The organism is Cohnella sp. GCM10027633, from assembly GCF_042675445.1.
In the GTDB taxonomy this organism is placed as follows: domain Bacteria; phylum Bacillota; class Bacilli; order Paenibacillales; family Paenibacillaceae; genus Cohnella.
The window spans coordinates 386,935-402,652 of the sequence record NZ_JBHTGV010000005.1 but is presented as its reverse complement, the minus strand read 5'-3'; the positions used below and the strand labels follow the sequence as shown (position 1 = coordinate 402,652).

Below are 15,718 nucleotides of genomic sequence, written 5' to 3'. Positions count from 1 at the left end.
GCAATCGCTAGAATGTAATTTAATTTTCATAATACATATTAAAATGATAATAATTTTACATAGTCGTACGGTCCCGTAATCTTCCGCGAACATATCGCTTGTATAACCTAGATAGAACGATATTGTTTGAGGAGGAACGTATTCATGAAGCAAACGCAAAATTTGATGGTGTTCGTGCTGTCGATGGCCGTATTCGGACTGTCCGACCTGGTGACGGAGCTCATTCCGGACATCGAGATCGGCCCGGTCGAGATCGGCATCCCGTACTTCGGCTTCGTAGCGCTCGTACTCGTCATGCTGTTCAATCCCCTGTATGCGGCGCTCGGAGCGGCGTTCGGCGAGCTCGTGTTCGGAGACTTGCTCATGGGCGACTTCGGCGGCTTGGGCGAAATCGACGGCTTCCTCGTCTTGTTCCTCGGCCTATGCGTCGCGGGGCTGCTCGTGAAGGATCCGAGCAACCGTCGCTCGATCGCGATCGCCGGCATGATCGGCATCGGCATCGATCAAGCGCTGAGCGGCACGCTCGACGTCATGAAGGTATGGATCGGCGTCGAAGAGCTCGACGCGGTCGACGGCCTGCCCGAGAGCATCGTCATCCTCGAGCTAATCGAGAACAGCATCGAGTGGCTTGTGTCCGGCGTCCTGTTCGGCATTATCCCGGCGCTATACATGGTGCCGAGAATGAACGGCAAGATCGAGCCCCTGATGGGCATTCGCCCTCGCAAGTCGCAAGACGTCTCGCTCGGCGGCGCGGGCCTTGCCGTAGCCATGAGCGCGATACTCGTCATCGGTTTATCCGTCGCGTTCTCGCTCATGAGCGCCTCCATGAACGACCCGGGCGAATGGGCGCCGGACTTCGTCGACCAATACGGCAAGGGCTTCATCTGGGGCGGCATCGGTCTCGCGGCGGTCGTGTCCTTGCTCGTCTTCCTGATCATGCGCCGCAACCGCGGCGGGCACGCTTCCGCGGGAGCATCGACGCGCCATGGCTGAGATCAGCCCCGCGATCGACGTCCAAGAGCTTACGTTCCGTTACCCCGGCGCGGATGATTCCTCATTGAACGGATTAAGCCTGCGGGTCGAGCGCGGGGAATTCGTCGCCGTCATCGGCAGCAACGGCAGCGGCAAGTCTTCGCTGTGCAAGGCGCTGACCGGGCTGATTCCGCACTATTACGCGGGAGAGATGGAAGGCTCCGCGCGCGTCGGCGGCATGGACACGCGGGAAGCCGGCGTCTCCCGCCTCGCTTATGCCGTCGGCTACGTCAGCCAGGACTTCGACTGCCAGCTCGTTCGGCCGACGGTCCGGCAAGAAGCCGAATTCGCGCCGATGAACTTCGGCCATGCCGACTACGAAGAGAGAGCGATGCGCGCCCTGGATCGGCTGGGCATCGGACATCTGAAGGACCGCTATATCTGGCAGCTCAGCGGCGGCCAGAAGCACATCGCGGCGCTGGCTTCAATCCTGTCGCTAGACCCGGGCATTCTGATCGTCGACGAACCGGCCGCCGAGCTCGATCCGTTCCATGCCGAAGCCGTCTACGAGCTGCTGCGGCGGTTGAACGAGACGGAGCGCAAGACGATCGTCGTCATCGAGCATCACGCCGAGTGGATCGCCCGCTATTGCGATTCGGTCGTGCTCGTCTCCGAAGGCCGCGTCGTCTGGAAGAAGCCGGTCGCCGAGGCGCTGTCGCTGACGGAGGAATTAAGGAAGCACCACATCTTCCCGCCTCAAGTGACGCAGATCGCCGAACGGCTCGGCGTGCGCACGGCTGCCGGTCACTATCCGATCAACTTGTCCGAGTGCGCGAGCGCGCTGCGTCCGCTCGCGCCCGAGCCGGCAGCGAACGAGCCCGAGCCCGCGTCGACCCGCATCGGCTTCGCCGAGGCCCCCGGCGACTCTTCGACTCCGCCTCAGGCGGCGCCGTTTAAGCTCACTCAGGCATCGTATGCGTACCCGACGATGGATAAGCGGGACCACGCGGTATTCCAAGAGCTGGACCTCTCCGTCTTCCCCGGCGAGCGCGTCGCCCTCGTCGGCGGCAACGGCGCCGGCAAATCGACGCTCTTGCGGATGATGACCGGACTCGTCAAGCCCTCGGGCGGCACGGTCGAGCTGTACGGCCGTTCGATCCGCAAGCCGGAGGATTCGGCTGGCTTGGCCGCTTATATCTATCAGAAGCCGGAGAGCATGCTGATCTGCGATAACGTCAGAGACGAGATCACTTACTTCGGCCGGGCTCGCCGCCTACCCGATGCCGACGAGCTGACGGACTCGCTGCTCGATAAGCTGCATCTACGGGAGCTAAGCGCCCGCGACGCGCGTCTCTTAAGCGGAGGCCAGCAGCGGCGGGTGTCGCTGGCGATCGGGCTGTCGATGAAGCCGCGCCTGTTGCTGCTCGACGAGCCGACGGCCAGCCTGGACGTCGTCAGCCGCAAGGAGATGGCCGGCTTGCTCGATCGGATCGGCGAGGAAGTCGAAGCGGTCGTCGTCGCTACGCACGACATGCAGCTCGTCGCCGAATGGGCGAATCGCGTCGTCGTCCTGCACCAAGGGCGCATCGTCGCCGATACGACGCCTGCGCGTCTGTTCGCCAGCCGCGACGCCTGGACCCAATGGGGACTCGTGGCGCCGCAGACGGTCGAGCTGTCCAACGAGCTTCGCTGGACTCGACCCGCGCTGACGGTCGAGCAATTCGTCGCCGCATTCGAGCTTGCGCGAGACCGAAAGGAGGCCGTCGCCGATGTCGCTTATTGAACGATGGATGTCGCGGGTATCGCTCGAGCAGCTGAAGATGACGCTGCTGCGCACCGCTTACGGCAATAAAGAGACGCTGCTCGGCCGGATGGACCCGCGCGTGCTCGTCATCTGGTACGCGATCTTCTCGGTCATGCCCTGGTTTACGCACAACAAGACCGTGCTCGTCGGCTTGCTCGCCCTGTCTCTCGGGCTGGCGCTTACGTCGCGGGTCAGCGGACTCATCCTCGGCCTGCTTGCGTTCAGCACGTTCATGAACGTCGTCTACATCGTCATTCTCGCGATGATCCTCGGCGGAGACGCCGAAGCGTTCTTCGCGCTGGCGACGCTCACGATGAAGCTGCTCATCATGGCGTTGGCGAGCATCGCCGTCTTCTCCAGCATCGATCCGGAGAAGCTGAGCGACGCGCTCCTCGCGATGCGCGCCCCCGCGGCGTTCAGCTTCGGGATCTCGTACGGTTACCGCATGATCCCGCTCCTCATGGAGCAATACCAGGAGGTATTCGCCTCCTTCCGGCAACGCGGCGTGCCCCCGGCGCGCAAAGGCCTGCTCTCGTGGAGAGTCGGCATGCACTTCTGCAAGCTGTGCGTGCTGGCCTTCTACCCGACGTTGCTCAATACGGCCAAGCGCGTGCGCACGACCGTCGAAGCGCTCGAATCGAAAGGCTTTCACTATACGCTCGTCAGCGGCGACGCCAGAAGGCTGAAGCTGAGCCGCATGCGCGTACGCGCCCGCGACGTATGGTTCTGCGGACTGACCGTGCTCTACGCCGTCCTGTTAACGGGACTTGGAACGATATACCCGCTGTAACGCGGAGACGTCATAAGGGAAAGAAGGAACCATCGCGATGAACATCGATTTTCACACCCATACGAAACTCAGCAAGAAGAGGGACTTCTCGCTCGACTACTTCCATCGCATGATCGCGGCGGCGCGCAAGGCCGGCCTTCACGCGACGGCGCTGACCGAACACTTCAACACGAGAAACTTCCACGAAATCTACGATACGCTCGATCGCGAGCTCCCTTACCGGGACCACTACTACGACGTGAACGGCTTCCGGGTGTTCTGCGGCATCGAGATGGACATTCGGGAGAAGGGCCACATTCTGCTGATCGGGGAACGATCGGAGATCCGGGCGATCCAACGGACGTTCCAGCACCGCAAGGACAAGAACAACTTCCCTTCGGGACAAGAGCTGTTCGACGAAGCCGACAACTATAACGTCGTGAAGATCGGCGCCCATCCGACCCGGCGATCGACCCCTCTCACCCATCTAAGCCCCGAGCTGCTGAGCCGGCTCGATTTCCTCGACCTGAACGGCCGGGAGACGGCGACGCGCAAGGAGCTAGAGGCGTTCGCGACGAAGCTGAACAAGCCGATCGTCGCCGGCAGCGACTCCCATCATCCGATCCAATTCGGCGCGGTGTTCAATACGCTGCGGGACGATTGCCGCACGATCGACGATATCCGCGACTGCATCCAAGAAGGCCGTTACGGGATTACGGTGTCTCCGATCGTAAGCCTGCGGGTCGGAGCCGCCAAGATGATCAAGAGGACGATCAAGCTGATGGGCCGCGCGTGAACGGTCGAATAGGTTTGGGATAGAAAATGGCGGCTTCGGGGTCATCCCTGAAGCCGCCATTGCGTGTATGGGTTTTATCGTCGCTTCCATGAGCTTTTGCGTAACGCTTGGCTATGCATGTAATCGGTTTTTCGAATCATATTTCGCCTATAACCCTGCTTCAGACGATTGTGTATGAATATTCGAATACATTTCTCGATATCCGGAGCCTCGCATCGATTAAACGCGATTTTTCACATATAACGACGGATTTGCCCCGATTAGCACGAAATATATATGATTAATCATATACAAGTTGAACCCGTACGAAACGACGGTTCCCTATCAATCCAACACGCCGACGACTTGCAGAATCGTGATGATCACCTCGATGACGATGAGCGTCACGATGATCCATTCCACGAACAGTCCCCGAATCGAATGGCTGATCGTCGAGAAGCCCTCCATGATGTGGTACAGCACTTCCGTCTTGCTCTTCATGATGTTGTACCGGTCGTTCAGCTCGAAGAACTCGACCATGCGATCGTAGAACAAGCCCGCGTCGCTGCTCGTCCACGTAATATCCGGCTTATCCAGAATCATGATGTACGCGAGGGTATTGTATTCGTGTCGCACGATCGTCGCGGTCGTCCGCGCCAGCTCCTTGTTGCCGATGCGAAGCTTGCCCTTCTCCAGCCGCTCGATTACGCCCTCCAGCTTGTCGTTAATGCGCCCGAGTTGCTCCTCGATGCGTTCGAGCGCAACGGACTTCGCGATTACGGTCGATATGAGCTCCGGGTAGAAAGGCTCGAATTCCGGCACGACGGCATACTCGTCGGTCAGCTCGACCTCGCCGGAATCGCTCGTGTGCATTCGGTAATCGTCCGTGTAACGATCCAGCGTCGATAAGTCGATTTCCCGCTCGAACGTTTGAAGATACCGCATGAAGGCTTTCATCGCCTTCTCCTGCGGAAGGTTGACGAACACGACGCTGCCGAACGAGAAGGCCATCGCCTGCTGCGTCTCGTCCACGGGTTCGCGGATAATCTTGGCCAACCTGTCTCCCCGGAGAATGAGCGGCTCCTCCCACGTGAACTTCTTGCGAATGCCGCAATCGACGGCGATTCGGTTCAGATCGATCTCGTTCGCGACGGCGAACGCTTTGAACGTAATGACTTGCATAAACAATCACGCTTCCTCTTCGGTGTTCTGCTCGGCCGGGAGCCATTCGTATAAGTCGCGCGCGCTGCACCCCACGGTATCGGCAATCGAAACGGCAACCCTCAAGGGCATGATTCTCTTGTTCTCGATATAGTCGGTTAGACGCTCTCTCTTGTACGACATCTCGCCGGCAAGCTCTTCCAATGTCATTCGCCGTTCGGCTAACCGTTCCTGCAACAGACAGCGGCCCTGTGCGTATTTCATCCGATGATCCGCCTCAACCGCGAAGCAGCGACTCCGCGCCGTCCACGTACAGCGAGTCGCCGGTCACGTGATCGGCTTCATCGGAAGCGAGGAACAGCACGACGTTCGCGACCTGGCGCGGATCGCCCGGCCGATGCTTGAGCGGCATGCCGCCTTCCGGATACTCGACGGGAATGGCGATCTCGTCGACCTCCGGCGTCCGTTCCGTATTCTCGCCTATATTCGTATGGATCGCGCCCGGGCATACGGCGTTCACCCGAATGCGATAGCGCGCGAGCTCCAAGGCGGCCATCTTGACGAACGCCGTCTGCCCGGCCTTGGACGAACTGTACGCGGAGAAGCCGAAGTTGGAGAAGACGCGGTTGCCGTTGATCGAGCTGGTGACGATAATGCTGCCGCCTTGCCGCTTCAAAGGCGCGATCGCGTGCTTCACGCACAGGAAGGTGCCGGTCAGGTTCACCTTCACCGTCTGCTCCCATTCGGCGAGTTCCATATCCTCGATCGGAGACAGCACGCCGTTGATCCCCGCGTTGGCGAACAGAACGTGCAGCGTCCCCCACTTGGAGACGACCCGTTCTACGGCCCGCTTCACTTCCTCCTCGCTGGAGATATCCGCCTCTAGCAACAGGCACTCTCCGCCGATCGCCGAGATCCGCTCCGCCGTCTCTTGCAGGCGATCCTCCTTCAGATCCAGCAATGCCACCTTCGCGCCTTCTTCCGCCAGCCGAATCGCGGTCGCTCGCCCGATGCCCGAAGCGGCTCCCGTTACGAGCGCGATTTTACCCCCTACTCTTCCCACTGTCTCATTCCTCCCGTCTCTATACGTTGTTATCATTACCAATTACCCGAAGTCGCTATGAAAAAACAAGTTTCACAGGTCATAATGTCCACTTCGTCCTGTTGTTCCGTCAAGGCAAAGCTTACAGAATGAGGAGGGAACGCCGGTGAATCGCCTGCTTCGGAAGTCGCTTCGTCCGGCCCCGCATGACCAATCGAGGGAGGAATGTATTGATGATGTATCGCTCGCATCGAAGAACCTTGTCCATCGCATACGCACTTCTGGGCTTGCTGCTCGCCTTCTCCGCGTTGTCTTATCCGAGTCAACCTGTAAGCGCTTCCGAAAAACATAAACCCACGACGGGTATCCAGCAAGTGCAAATGAACACCTCGAAACCCGCGCAATACGGGAAGCTGGAAGTTTCGTTCAATCTTAACGCGACGTATTCGAATCCGTTCGATCCCGACGTCGTCGACGCGGTCGCGGAAATTCGCACGCCTTCCGGACGAGTGGACATCGTTCCGGCGTTCTACGCCTCGGACGAGGCGCCGAACTGGAAAGTTCGCTATGCGCCGCGGGAGCAAGGCAAGCATGAGCTCGTCATCCTGGCGAAGGACGCGAACGGGCTATCCCGGTCGGACGAGCTGAAATTCCAAGCGAAGAAACCGGATGCCGGACGAGGCTTCATGGGCGTATCCGGCGACCGGTTCGTCGATAGCTACGGGAAGCAGCTCACGCTGCTCGGCTCTAACTACGCATGGGGCAACCCGCCGGAGACGCTGGCCGCGATGCCCGAGTACAAGGCTGCGGGCATGAATCTCATTCGCGTATGGCTGACCGCCTGGTGGTCGAACTATTCGCCGGAATACGGTCCGACCTCGACGACGCAGAACGGCATTACGATGACCTACGACGGCATCGGCCAATACAACCTGGACAATATGGCCCGCATGGACGCCTTGATGGAGACGGCCAAGGCGAACGACCTGTACGTCATGCTGACGCTGAACAGCTTCGGCGACTTCTGGTACGACTGGGCTTACCATGCGTACAATCGCGACAACGGCGGCCCTTCCGGCTGGAAGGAGAACGATACGGACTTCTGGTACAACCCGGAGGCGATCGGTTACCAGAAGCAGCTGCTTCGTTATATTTTCGCGCGTTGGGGGTATAGCACGTCGCTCGGCATGCTCGAGTACTGGAACGAGTCGGACAATCGCGTCGATACGTCGGCGGACATCCGCGACGCCTGGCACGAGACGCTCGATACGTACTGGAAAAGCTGGGACTTCTACAAGCGCCCGACAACGACGAGCTTCGCCTGGAAGGACCACGCGGAGCAACATGCGACGCAAGATTCGTGGGACGGCCTCGATACTTTGGACGCCGTCAACATGCATCTGTACGCAGACGATTCCGATATCGTCAACAAGTGGGAGACGAACTTGAACGCGCTGAAGCCGTTCGGCAATCGCCCCGTGTTCCTCGGGGAAGTCGGCAAGACGCACAACGATACGAGCACGGACGCCGAGCTTCTTAACTACGTACACGACGGCGTCTGGGCGCCATTGTTCCGCTCGGGGGCGGCTGGCGCGAACGTGTGGTGGATCTTCGAGAACGGGTTCGACATGCCGCAGCCGTACAAGGATCAGTACAAGCATCTGGCCCGCTTCATTCAGCCGGAGGAGCAATATCTGATCAACATGCCGCACGTCGATTACGGCGCGCAGAGCAACGGCACGAAGGTCGGCGCGTTCCAGGACAAGACGCGGGCGATGCTGTGGATCAACGATTCGCAGTCGCCTTACGACGCGGCTCAATCTCGAACGGTAAGCGGCATGTCATTCACGGTGCCTGGCCTCGCCCCGGGAAACTACCAAGTGACGTTCTACGATACGCATACCGGAACGACGATTCAGTCGCGCACGGTCGCCGCCGGCGCGCAAGGCGTGCGTCTCGACGTGCCGAACTTCGTCCGCGATATCGCCGTCAAGGCGAGCTTGACGGGCAAACCGACCAAGGACAAGGACGATCCGTCCAAGCCTGCCGGATTGACCGCCTCTTCGATATCGGCGGATACGGCTAAGCTTAGCTGGAGCGCTTCTACGGACAACGTCGGCGTAACGGGATATCACGTCTACCGGGACGGAGAGCTTGTCGGATCGACGGGCGGTCTGGCCGCGACGTTCAAGGATACGCTGCTGAAGCCGGATACGGCTTACGCGTACACGGTCAAGGCGATAGATGGCGCGGGGAACGAATCCCGGGTCAGCGATAAGCTGAAGATTCGCACGTCGGCCGCGGATATCGCGCCGCCATCGGCGCCGATTGGGCTCGTCTCGACCGCGCGCACGACGGATACGATCGATCTGTCTTGGACGGCTTCCGCGGATAACGTAGGGGTAGCCGGTTATCTCGTCTATCGAGGCGATGCGCTCGTCGGCACGACGACGGGTACGTCGTTCCAAGACAAGGCGCTTCGCCCTGGCATGACGTACGGCTACACGGTGAAGGCGAGAGACCGCGCATGGAACGTGTCCGGCGCCGGCAACGCCGTCTCGGTCGCGACCGAGAGCCCGGTCATGTCGGATAACCTGCTGCTCAACCCGGACTTCGAGACGCTGGCGGACGGCATGCCCGTAAGCTGGAGCTGCGAGCAGTCCTGGTATTGCGCAGGGGATACGGCGGAGAAGCGCGGCGGAGAAGCCTCGCTCCGCGTGAGCGGCGACACCGGCGCTTGGTTCGGTATCGCTTCCGCGGCCGTGCCGGCCGTCGCGGGCAAGACGTACGCGATGGACAGCTTCGTGAACGTCTCCGTGAATAACGGCACGACGGTCAAGGTGCGCATGCAATTCCTCAACGCGGCGGGCAGCATTCTCGAGGAGCGGACGGTCAAGACGTACAACGGCACGACGTCCGGTTACGATAACGTGTACGGCGCCTTCGTCGCTCCGGCCGGTACGGGGAAGGTACGGGTATATATTTACCTCGAAGGGCTGAATACGACGATCAACTTCGACGATTTCTCGATCCGGAGCTACGGCGAAGGGACGGAGGAGCCGGAAGAGCCGCAAGGCAACCTGCTGCTGAACGCAGGCTTCGACGACCATAACGACGCATGGAAAACGGCGATCTGGACGTGCGAGAAGGATTGGCTATGCCAATGGACGGACCAGACGAAGCGATCCGGAACGGCTTCGATGAGAGTGTTCACGTACGGCGCGGACTGGTTCTCGGTCTATCAGGACGCCTTGGCTTCGCCGGGCAAGACGTACACGCTCGACGGCTACGCGCAAGTCTCCGCGCTGGACGCCGGCACGCTTCAGGCGAAGCTCGTCTTCTACGACGCGCAAGGCGCGCAGCTGTCCGAGGAGTGGATCAAGGATTACGCCGCCGTCACGGCCGGCTTCGAGAACGCGCACGGCGGGAAGACGGCGCCGGCGGGCACCGCGAAGGTGCGGGTGCTGCTGTACGCGAACGGCTTGCATGGCGACGTCTATCTCGACGACTTCTCGTTGACGTCGGATTAAAATAAAGCCGGAACCCTCTCTTTGGGGTTCCGGCTTCTTCGCTTGCTATTCCTGCGGCCGCGGGCCGGCGTCCAGTCCCGTCGAGGCGACCGTCTTGATTAACCGAATCGCCAGATCATCATGCACATGGATCTGACAAGATAACCGGATGGCGGTATCCTCGATGCCTTTGTTCGCCCGAACCGTCGCTTCCGCTTCGCCCATCTCTCCTGCATCTCCGGACAATACTTCGACGGCGCACGTCGTGCATCTCGCGTTGCCGCCGCAACGGTGCAGCACGTCGACTCCATCGTCTTCCAGCGCCAGTACCAGCTTTGTGCCCTTCTCGGCTTGAATCTCTTGCTTGCCTTCTACTTGAATTGTCGGCATTGGATAGTCTCCTTTGATGTTCGTTCCTACCAGTAGCTTAGACAAGTCGGTACGGCCGCCATTCGCGTCAACCGATTATTCTACGCACTCACGCTCACGCGGTTGCGGCCGCCGTGCTTGGACGCGTACAGCGCCTCGTCGGCTCGTCTCAAGAGCGCGTCGAGCGACTCTTCGAATCCGATCGCGGACTCCGCCACGCCGAAGCTCGAGGTGACGGCGAGCGTGCCTTTCGCCGTCTGGAGCGGCGCGGCCTCCATGACCGTACGCAAGCGCTCGGCTACCTCGCCCGCTTGCTCCAGCGTGCGAGACGGCAATGCCAGCACGAATTCCTCGCCGCCGTAACGAGCGAACAGATCGTCGTCGGCCAGCGCTTGCTTGCAGACGGAGACGACGTGCACGATCAGCTTGTCCCCCGTGTCGTGTCCGTACGTATCGTTCACGCGCTTGAAGTAATCGATATCGAACAGAATGACGGCGAACGGTTTGTCCTGCTCCCGGCATTGCAGAAGCAGCTCTCGTCCGCGGCTCATGAACTGCGCGCGATTGTAGATCTGGGTAAGCCCGTCGTAGAACGCTTGCTGCTCCAGCTCACGCTGGAGGCGCTTCAACTCCGTCACGTTGATGAGCAGAAGCAGATTGCCCGCCGGCTCTCCGTTGCGTTGCCTCAGGATCGACGAGCGCACCTCGTACACTTGCTCCGCCCCTTCGGTCGTCCACGCGAGCACTTCAACAGCGGCGTCCTGATCGCTCCGATGAGGCAGCAGCGATTCCGTCAGCTCCGGCCAGACGTCGTCCAGCTTCTGGCCGATCATCGGCCTCCCGTGCGAATGGATCATGCGGCTGACCGCCCGGTTATAGTCGATAAGCCTTCCCGACGAATCGAGCACGATGAACCCTTCTCCCATGCTGTCGAAGATCGATTCCTTCGCGATCGGAATGACGGTCAACATTCTCGTCGAGACGATCGCCCAGATGTATAGCGCCGATGTAAGGCACATGCTCATCGGCACGGGATCGAGGCCGGTCGGCGTGACGCCCATGCGGTAGACGATGCCCGCCGCCATCGGAATCAGCTGTCCGCAGATCAAGGTGAACAGCTGCAACCGGTACGCCTTCCTTGTCTGCTTCCATCTGCGCAGCAGCAGCACGACGCCCGCGACCGTACAGCTGAACATGAACAAGTCGTGAACGGTATACCACTGTCCGCTGACGACCTCCAGCACGTGGGGAGTCGCGTTCTCCTTGAATCCGAACGACTTGTAGTACCACGGGTGATAATCGCTCGTCGCGACCATGACCCAAGTGACCGCCGGTATGACGAATAACGCCGCGGTTGCCGCCCGGGTTATTTTCCGTCCCAAGTAATGAAGAATGATCATGAACGCCAGCGGCGCGAAGGTTGCGATCCCGACGTACTCGATGATCGTCCATCTCTTGACCTCTTGAATCGTGTCGCTGGACAGCTCGAAGGTGTATCCTAACGAGTAGATCGTGAGCACGAGCGTGTAGAAGAAGAACGGGCGCGCGGCCGGAATCTCTCTTCTGCGAATGAATACGTACAGGCACAGGAACAAGTTGAAAATGCCGGAAATACCGACAAGAGTAACGTATAACCTCGTCTGGGAATCCACTGCAATCCGCCCGCCTTCGTAGGTCTCAATGCAGTAATGGTAACACAGCTAATTAACCCGTGGGTATAAATCTTTATTCGAGACGAGACCGTTGCACGAGCCTTCTCGCTTCGTGCCGGCCTTGCACCTGCAGCTTGTTCAGGATGTTCGATACGTTATTGGCGACGGTCTTGACGCTGATATGCAGCATCGCGGCAATCTGCGCGTTCGTATCCCCGCTGGCGATGCGCGATAGAATCTCGGCTTCGCGCCGGGTCAGCTCGGAGAAGGCGGGAACGCCGGGCAACCCTGCCGGCTCGGTTTCCGCGTCCGCGCTCGACGCCGGGGCATATGTCGCGAAATAACGCATCATTCGCTCGGCGATGCCCGTGCCGAAGACGGCGCGGCCGCTGCCCACCATTCGGATCGCCTGCAGCAGCTCCTCCTCGTCCGCGTCCTTCAATACGTAGCCTTTGGCGCCGACGCGCATCGCGGTGAATACCGACTGGTCGTCCCGATGCATCGTCAGCATCAGCACCTCGATGCCCGGAAACCGTTCCTTGATCGCCTGCGTAGCCTCGATGCCGTTCATCCCGGGCATGCGAATATCCATGAGGATCAGATCCGGCATCAGTTGCTCCGCAAGCTCTATCGCCGAGACGCCGGTAGCGGCTTCTCCGACGACCTCCAGATCGTCCGTCATCGCCAGCAAGCCCCGCACCCCGCTCCGGAACATCGGATGATCCTCGGCAATTACGATTCTCATCGTCTCTCTCCCCCTACAGCGGCAGTATCGCCCATACTCTCGTGCCGCCCGCGGCAGGCCGCTCGATGCCGCACTCGCCGCCTATCTCCGCGGCCCGCTCCCGCATCGAATGCATGCCGATGCCTCCTGTCAGGCCGACGCCGGCCTGCCCGATCGCCGCGCCGATGCCGTCATCCGATACTTCGATACGTAAACGATTCACGTCGTCAATATACAGCTTTACCTTGCACGCCGAAGCTTCCGCATGCTTAACGACGTTCACCATCGATTCCGTCAAGATCCGATAGGCGGCCACCTCTACGGCTGCCCGAAGCTCGGGAAGCGTCGGCGGGCAATCAAGGTTGAACAGCAGCCGCCTGCTTGCCGCTTCGCCCGGCACAAGAGATGCCGGCTTAGACAGCTCCTCCATGCGCGCCTCGATCGCCCCGATCAAGCCCAGTTGATCCAGCGCGGGCGGCCGTAGATCGTTCACGAGCGAACGCATGTCTTGAACCGTCGTCCGTATGACCTTGCCCAGCTCGTCGAGCATGGCGGTAGCCGCGGCTTTGTCCTTCTCCACGTACTTGCGGGCGATCGCCGCGTTCAAGGCGAGCGCGGCCAGCCTCGGCGCGAGATCGTCGTGCAAGTTGTTGCGGATGCGCCGGCGCTCTTCCTCCCGCGCCAGAACCAGCCGCTCGCGCGATTCCTGCAAATCCTCGGCCAACCGCCGCATGCCGCCGAGCATATCCGCGTTGTTCAGGAGCGGCCCCGCATGGCGCAGCATCACGTCGAGGAACACGTTGTCCTCCGAAGAGAAGGCTTCCCCTGCCGAGCGGCTCGCCGCATAGAGCGTGCCGAGCGTTCTGCCGCCATAGATGATCGGGTATTCATGCAGCTCCATTGCCTCGCTTCGCGTCCCGGCCTCGGCAATGATCGCCTCTTGGCCTTGGATGCCGATCGAGATGCCCGCATACGGCAGGCGCAGCGCCTCCTTCACCTGCCTTGCGATCGCCTCGAGCATCGCTTCCGGAGCCATCGGCCGCACCAGCTGGTTGCCCAACTCGAGCAACACGGCGTAAGGATCGTCGTGCCGGCCTTTCAACAATCGGTTCACTTGCCGCTGAAGCCATTCCTTCAACGGCGCGAATAGCGCCGCGACGAGTCCCGTCGCGATCAAGGAGACGACGAAATGGTTCAACGAATCGAACAGCGTACCCAGATAGAGCACGACCGCCGCGTAGAGCAACGCGACGGTGACGGTCAACGCTCCGTACAGGAGCGTCCGCTTGACCAACGGGTTGATCGCCCACAGCCTGCTTCGCAGCACGGCGAACGTAAGCGTGACCGGGATCGCCGACAAGCACAGATGAAGCGCGACGTTCAGGTAGATGAAGCTCGTCGCCCGCCCGTCGTAGAAGTTCGGGTCGAACAACAGGCTGATCGCGGCGAACCCGACGAAGCTGACGGTCACGCCGTAGACGACCCACTTCGTCTGCTGCCGCTGCTCGGGCGAGGACACTCGCCTGAACCGGTACGATTGGGCATAGATGAGCAACGCCGTGGTAGACATATACCAGGCGAACTGGACGTATTCCGGCTGATCGAACCGCGCCCAGATATTGCCTCCGTAGAAAACGTTCGCGACGTCCACGAGCGCGATGGCGGCCATCGCGTATCGCGACCAGGCAGGAACGAACTTCCCGTTCGGGAATAACAAGCAGAATAGCGAGATCGCGATCCATCCGATGGCCGATACGACATGGAACCATCCGCGCGCGAACGAGGCGCTCTCCGTGCCGACCATGACCAAGGAAGGGAACGACGTGCCGAACGCGACCATCGCCAGCGCGGCGAGCAATCCGATCGGCTCCCGCGATCCTTTCCACAGCATGATTCCCGCAGCCGCGTAGAATACCGCCGTGAACGAACAGTCTACGATGATGAACAGGAGCGTAGCGGAATGGACCGATAGCTCCGACGAGTCGAAATTCAAGGCGGGAACGGACAAGCCGCAGCCGTTCGGGATGCATTGCGTCCGCAGCGCGTCGTAATAACCCGGAATGCTGCTTACGTACAGCGCGGCCGTAACCGCGAAGAAGAGGCCGATGAGCAGCCGATACGTTCTGATTGTATCCATAGCTTCATTATAGCGAGGGCGTTGGAACCTGAATATGCTCGAGCGGATTTTTCCCGGAACGGCGCGGGAATTTCCCGGTTTCGGGAATGCGCGACTTCCCGTTACGTCGGGAAGCTGTTCCTCTGCCGTCCGGGAACGCGTGCCTTGTATGATAGTCGCAAGAAAAAGTTTCGGAGGGAAAATCATCGGATGAACGAATCGAGAGTTATTCAATGGTTGGGAATGATCTGTTTGCTGGCGGGAGTCGCGCGGATCGGCATGACGCCTACGTCGTTCGCCTGGGGGACGGACAGCATGCCGGAGCTCGTCTTCGGGTACGCGGCGTGCATCCTCATGTCGGTCGGCTCGATCGCGATCTACTACGTGCAGGCGAGAGAGACCGGCGTGCTCGGCTTCGTCAGCGCGCTCGGCATCATCGTCGGCAACATCGTCACGACGGCGCTGCTGTTCATGTCGTTCGTCATGGAGCCGAATGCTCCGGAACCGGACAGCGTTGTCGTCGCCATCTCCGGCATCGGCAGCATGATCGGATTGACCGGAGGCACGCTGTTGTTCACCATCGTCACGTTCCGGGCGAAAGTATTCCCTCGCTGGGTCGTCTACCTGCTCGTCCTCATGCTGCTCGCCATGTTCATTCCGATCGCGGACAACAAGCTGTTCGCCTTGTTCTGGGGGCTGACGTACGTCGGCATGGGCTACTGCATCTGGACCGGCAGGCTGAACCCTCGCGCCGTGCGGGAACAGAGCGATTCAGGCAACGCGGCCGTCGCTTAGCGGGTAGGCGTTGAAAAAGGCCGTTCCGTT

General features: G+C 60.4%; 13 protein-coding genes. 6 read left to right on the top strand and 7 right to left on the bottom strand.

Annotated features, from left to right (window positions below; genetic code table 11):
• Nucleotides 1–144: 144 nt before the first annotated feature.
• The 4 genes from ACFQZG_RS15270 to ACFQZG_RS15255 are packed head-to-tail and all read left to right on the top strand — an operon-like array spanning nt 145 to nt 4,341.
• Nucleotides 145–993 (top strand): DUF8171 family membrane protein, encoded by an 849-nt coding sequence (locus ACFQZG_RS15270; protein WP_378153950.1) that lies wholly within the window; start codon nt 145–147, stop codon nt 991–993.
• Nucleotides 986–2,755: an ABC transporter ATP-binding protein gene (locus tag ACFQZG_RS15265; RefSeq protein ID WP_378153948.1), complete on the top strand. Its 1,770-nt coding sequence runs from the start codon at nt 986–988 to the stop codon at nt 2,753–2,755. Before ACFQZG_RS15270 ends, ACFQZG_RS15265 begins: the two co-directional genes overlap by 8 nt.
• Nucleotides 2,742–3,566, top strand: a complete 825-nt coding sequence (locus ACFQZG_RS15260; RefSeq protein ID WP_378153946.1) for an energy-coupling factor transporter transmembrane component T family protein — start codon at nt 2,742–2,744, stop codon at nt 3,564–3,566. Before ACFQZG_RS15265 ends, ACFQZG_RS15260 begins: the two co-directional genes overlap by 14 nt.
• 37 nt (nt 3,567–3,603) lie before the next feature.
• Nucleotides 3,604–4,341 (top strand): PHP-associated domain-containing protein, encoded by a 738-nt coding sequence (locus ACFQZG_RS15255; RefSeq protein ID WP_378153944.1) that lies wholly within the window; start codon nt 3,604–3,606, stop codon nt 4,339–4,341.
• Nucleotides 4,342–4,665: 324 nt separating this feature from the next.
• Here ACFQZG_RS15255 and ACFQZG_RS15250 read toward each other — a convergent pair whose 3' ends face one another.
• The 3 genes from ACFQZG_RS15250 to ACFQZG_RS15240 are packed head-to-tail and all read right to left on the bottom strand — an operon-like array spanning nt 4,666 to nt 6,580.
• Complete coding sequence (locus ACFQZG_RS15250) at nt 4,666–5,502, bottom strand: RMD1 family protein (protein ID WP_378154073.1); 837 nt, start codon at nt 5,500–5,502, stop codon at nt 4,666–4,668.
• A 6-nt stretch (nt 5,503–5,508) separates the two neighbouring features.
• Complete coding sequence (locus ACFQZG_RS15245; RefSeq protein WP_378153942.1) at nt 5,509–5,745, bottom strand: helix-turn-helix domain-containing protein; 237 nt, start codon at nt 5,743–5,745, stop codon at nt 5,509–5,511.
• 13 nt (nt 5,746–5,758) lie between these two features.
• Entirely contained in the window at nt 5,759–6,580 is an 822-nt protein-coding gene (locus ACFQZG_RS15240) for an SDR family oxidoreductase (RefSeq protein WP_378153940.1), read from the bottom strand.
• Nucleotides 6,581–6,756: 176 nt separating this feature from the next.
• On the opposite strand from ACFQZG_RS15240, the gene ACFQZG_RS15235 reads away from it, so the two are divergent.
• Nucleotides 6,757–10,053, top strand: coding sequence for a fibronectin type III domain-containing protein (locus ACFQZG_RS15235; protein WP_378153938.1), 3,297 nt, complete (start codon nt 6,757–6,759; stop codon nt 10,051–10,053).
• 45 nt (nt 10,054–10,098) lie between these two features.
• On the opposite strand, the gene ACFQZG_RS15230 is transcribed toward ACFQZG_RS15235, so the two are convergent.
• The 4 genes from ACFQZG_RS15230 to ACFQZG_RS15215 form a co-directional block, all read right to left on the bottom strand.
• Nucleotides 10,099–10,422: a 2Fe-2S iron-sulfur cluster-binding protein gene (locus ACFQZG_RS15230; RefSeq protein WP_378153936.1), complete on the bottom strand. Its 324-nt coding sequence runs from the start codon at nt 10,420–10,422 to the stop codon at nt 10,099–10,101.
• An 80-nt stretch (nt 10,423–10,502) separates the two neighbouring features.
• On the bottom strand, nt 10,503–12,053 hold the full coding sequence (locus ACFQZG_RS15225) for a histidine kinase N-terminal 7TM domain-containing diguanylate cyclase (protein ID WP_378153934.1): 1,551 nt from the start codon (nt 12,051–12,053) through the stop codon (nt 10,503–10,505).
• Between the two features lie 73 nt (nt 12,054–12,126).
• Entirely contained in the window at nt 12,127–12,798 is a 672-nt protein-coding gene (locus ACFQZG_RS15220) for a response regulator (RefSeq protein ID WP_378153932.1), read from the bottom strand.
• 13 nt (nt 12,799–12,811) lie between these two features.
• Nucleotides 12,812–14,914: a GAF domain-containing sensor histidine kinase gene (locus ACFQZG_RS15215; RefSeq protein ID WP_378153930.1), complete on the bottom strand. Its 2,103-nt coding sequence runs from the start codon at nt 14,912–14,914 to the stop codon at nt 12,812–12,814.
• A gap of 189 nt (nt 14,915–15,103) precedes the next feature.
• Between ACFQZG_RS15215 and ACFQZG_RS15210 the strand changes: the two genes are divergently transcribed.
• Nucleotides 15,104–15,688 carry a hypothetical protein gene (locus ACFQZG_RS15210; RefSeq protein WP_378153928.1) on the top strand — a complete coding sequence of 195 codons (585 nt, stop codon included), beginning with the start codon at nt 15,104–15,106 and terminating at the stop codon, nt 15,686–15,688.
• The last annotated feature ends 30 nt before the right edge of the window (nt 15,689–15,718 follow it).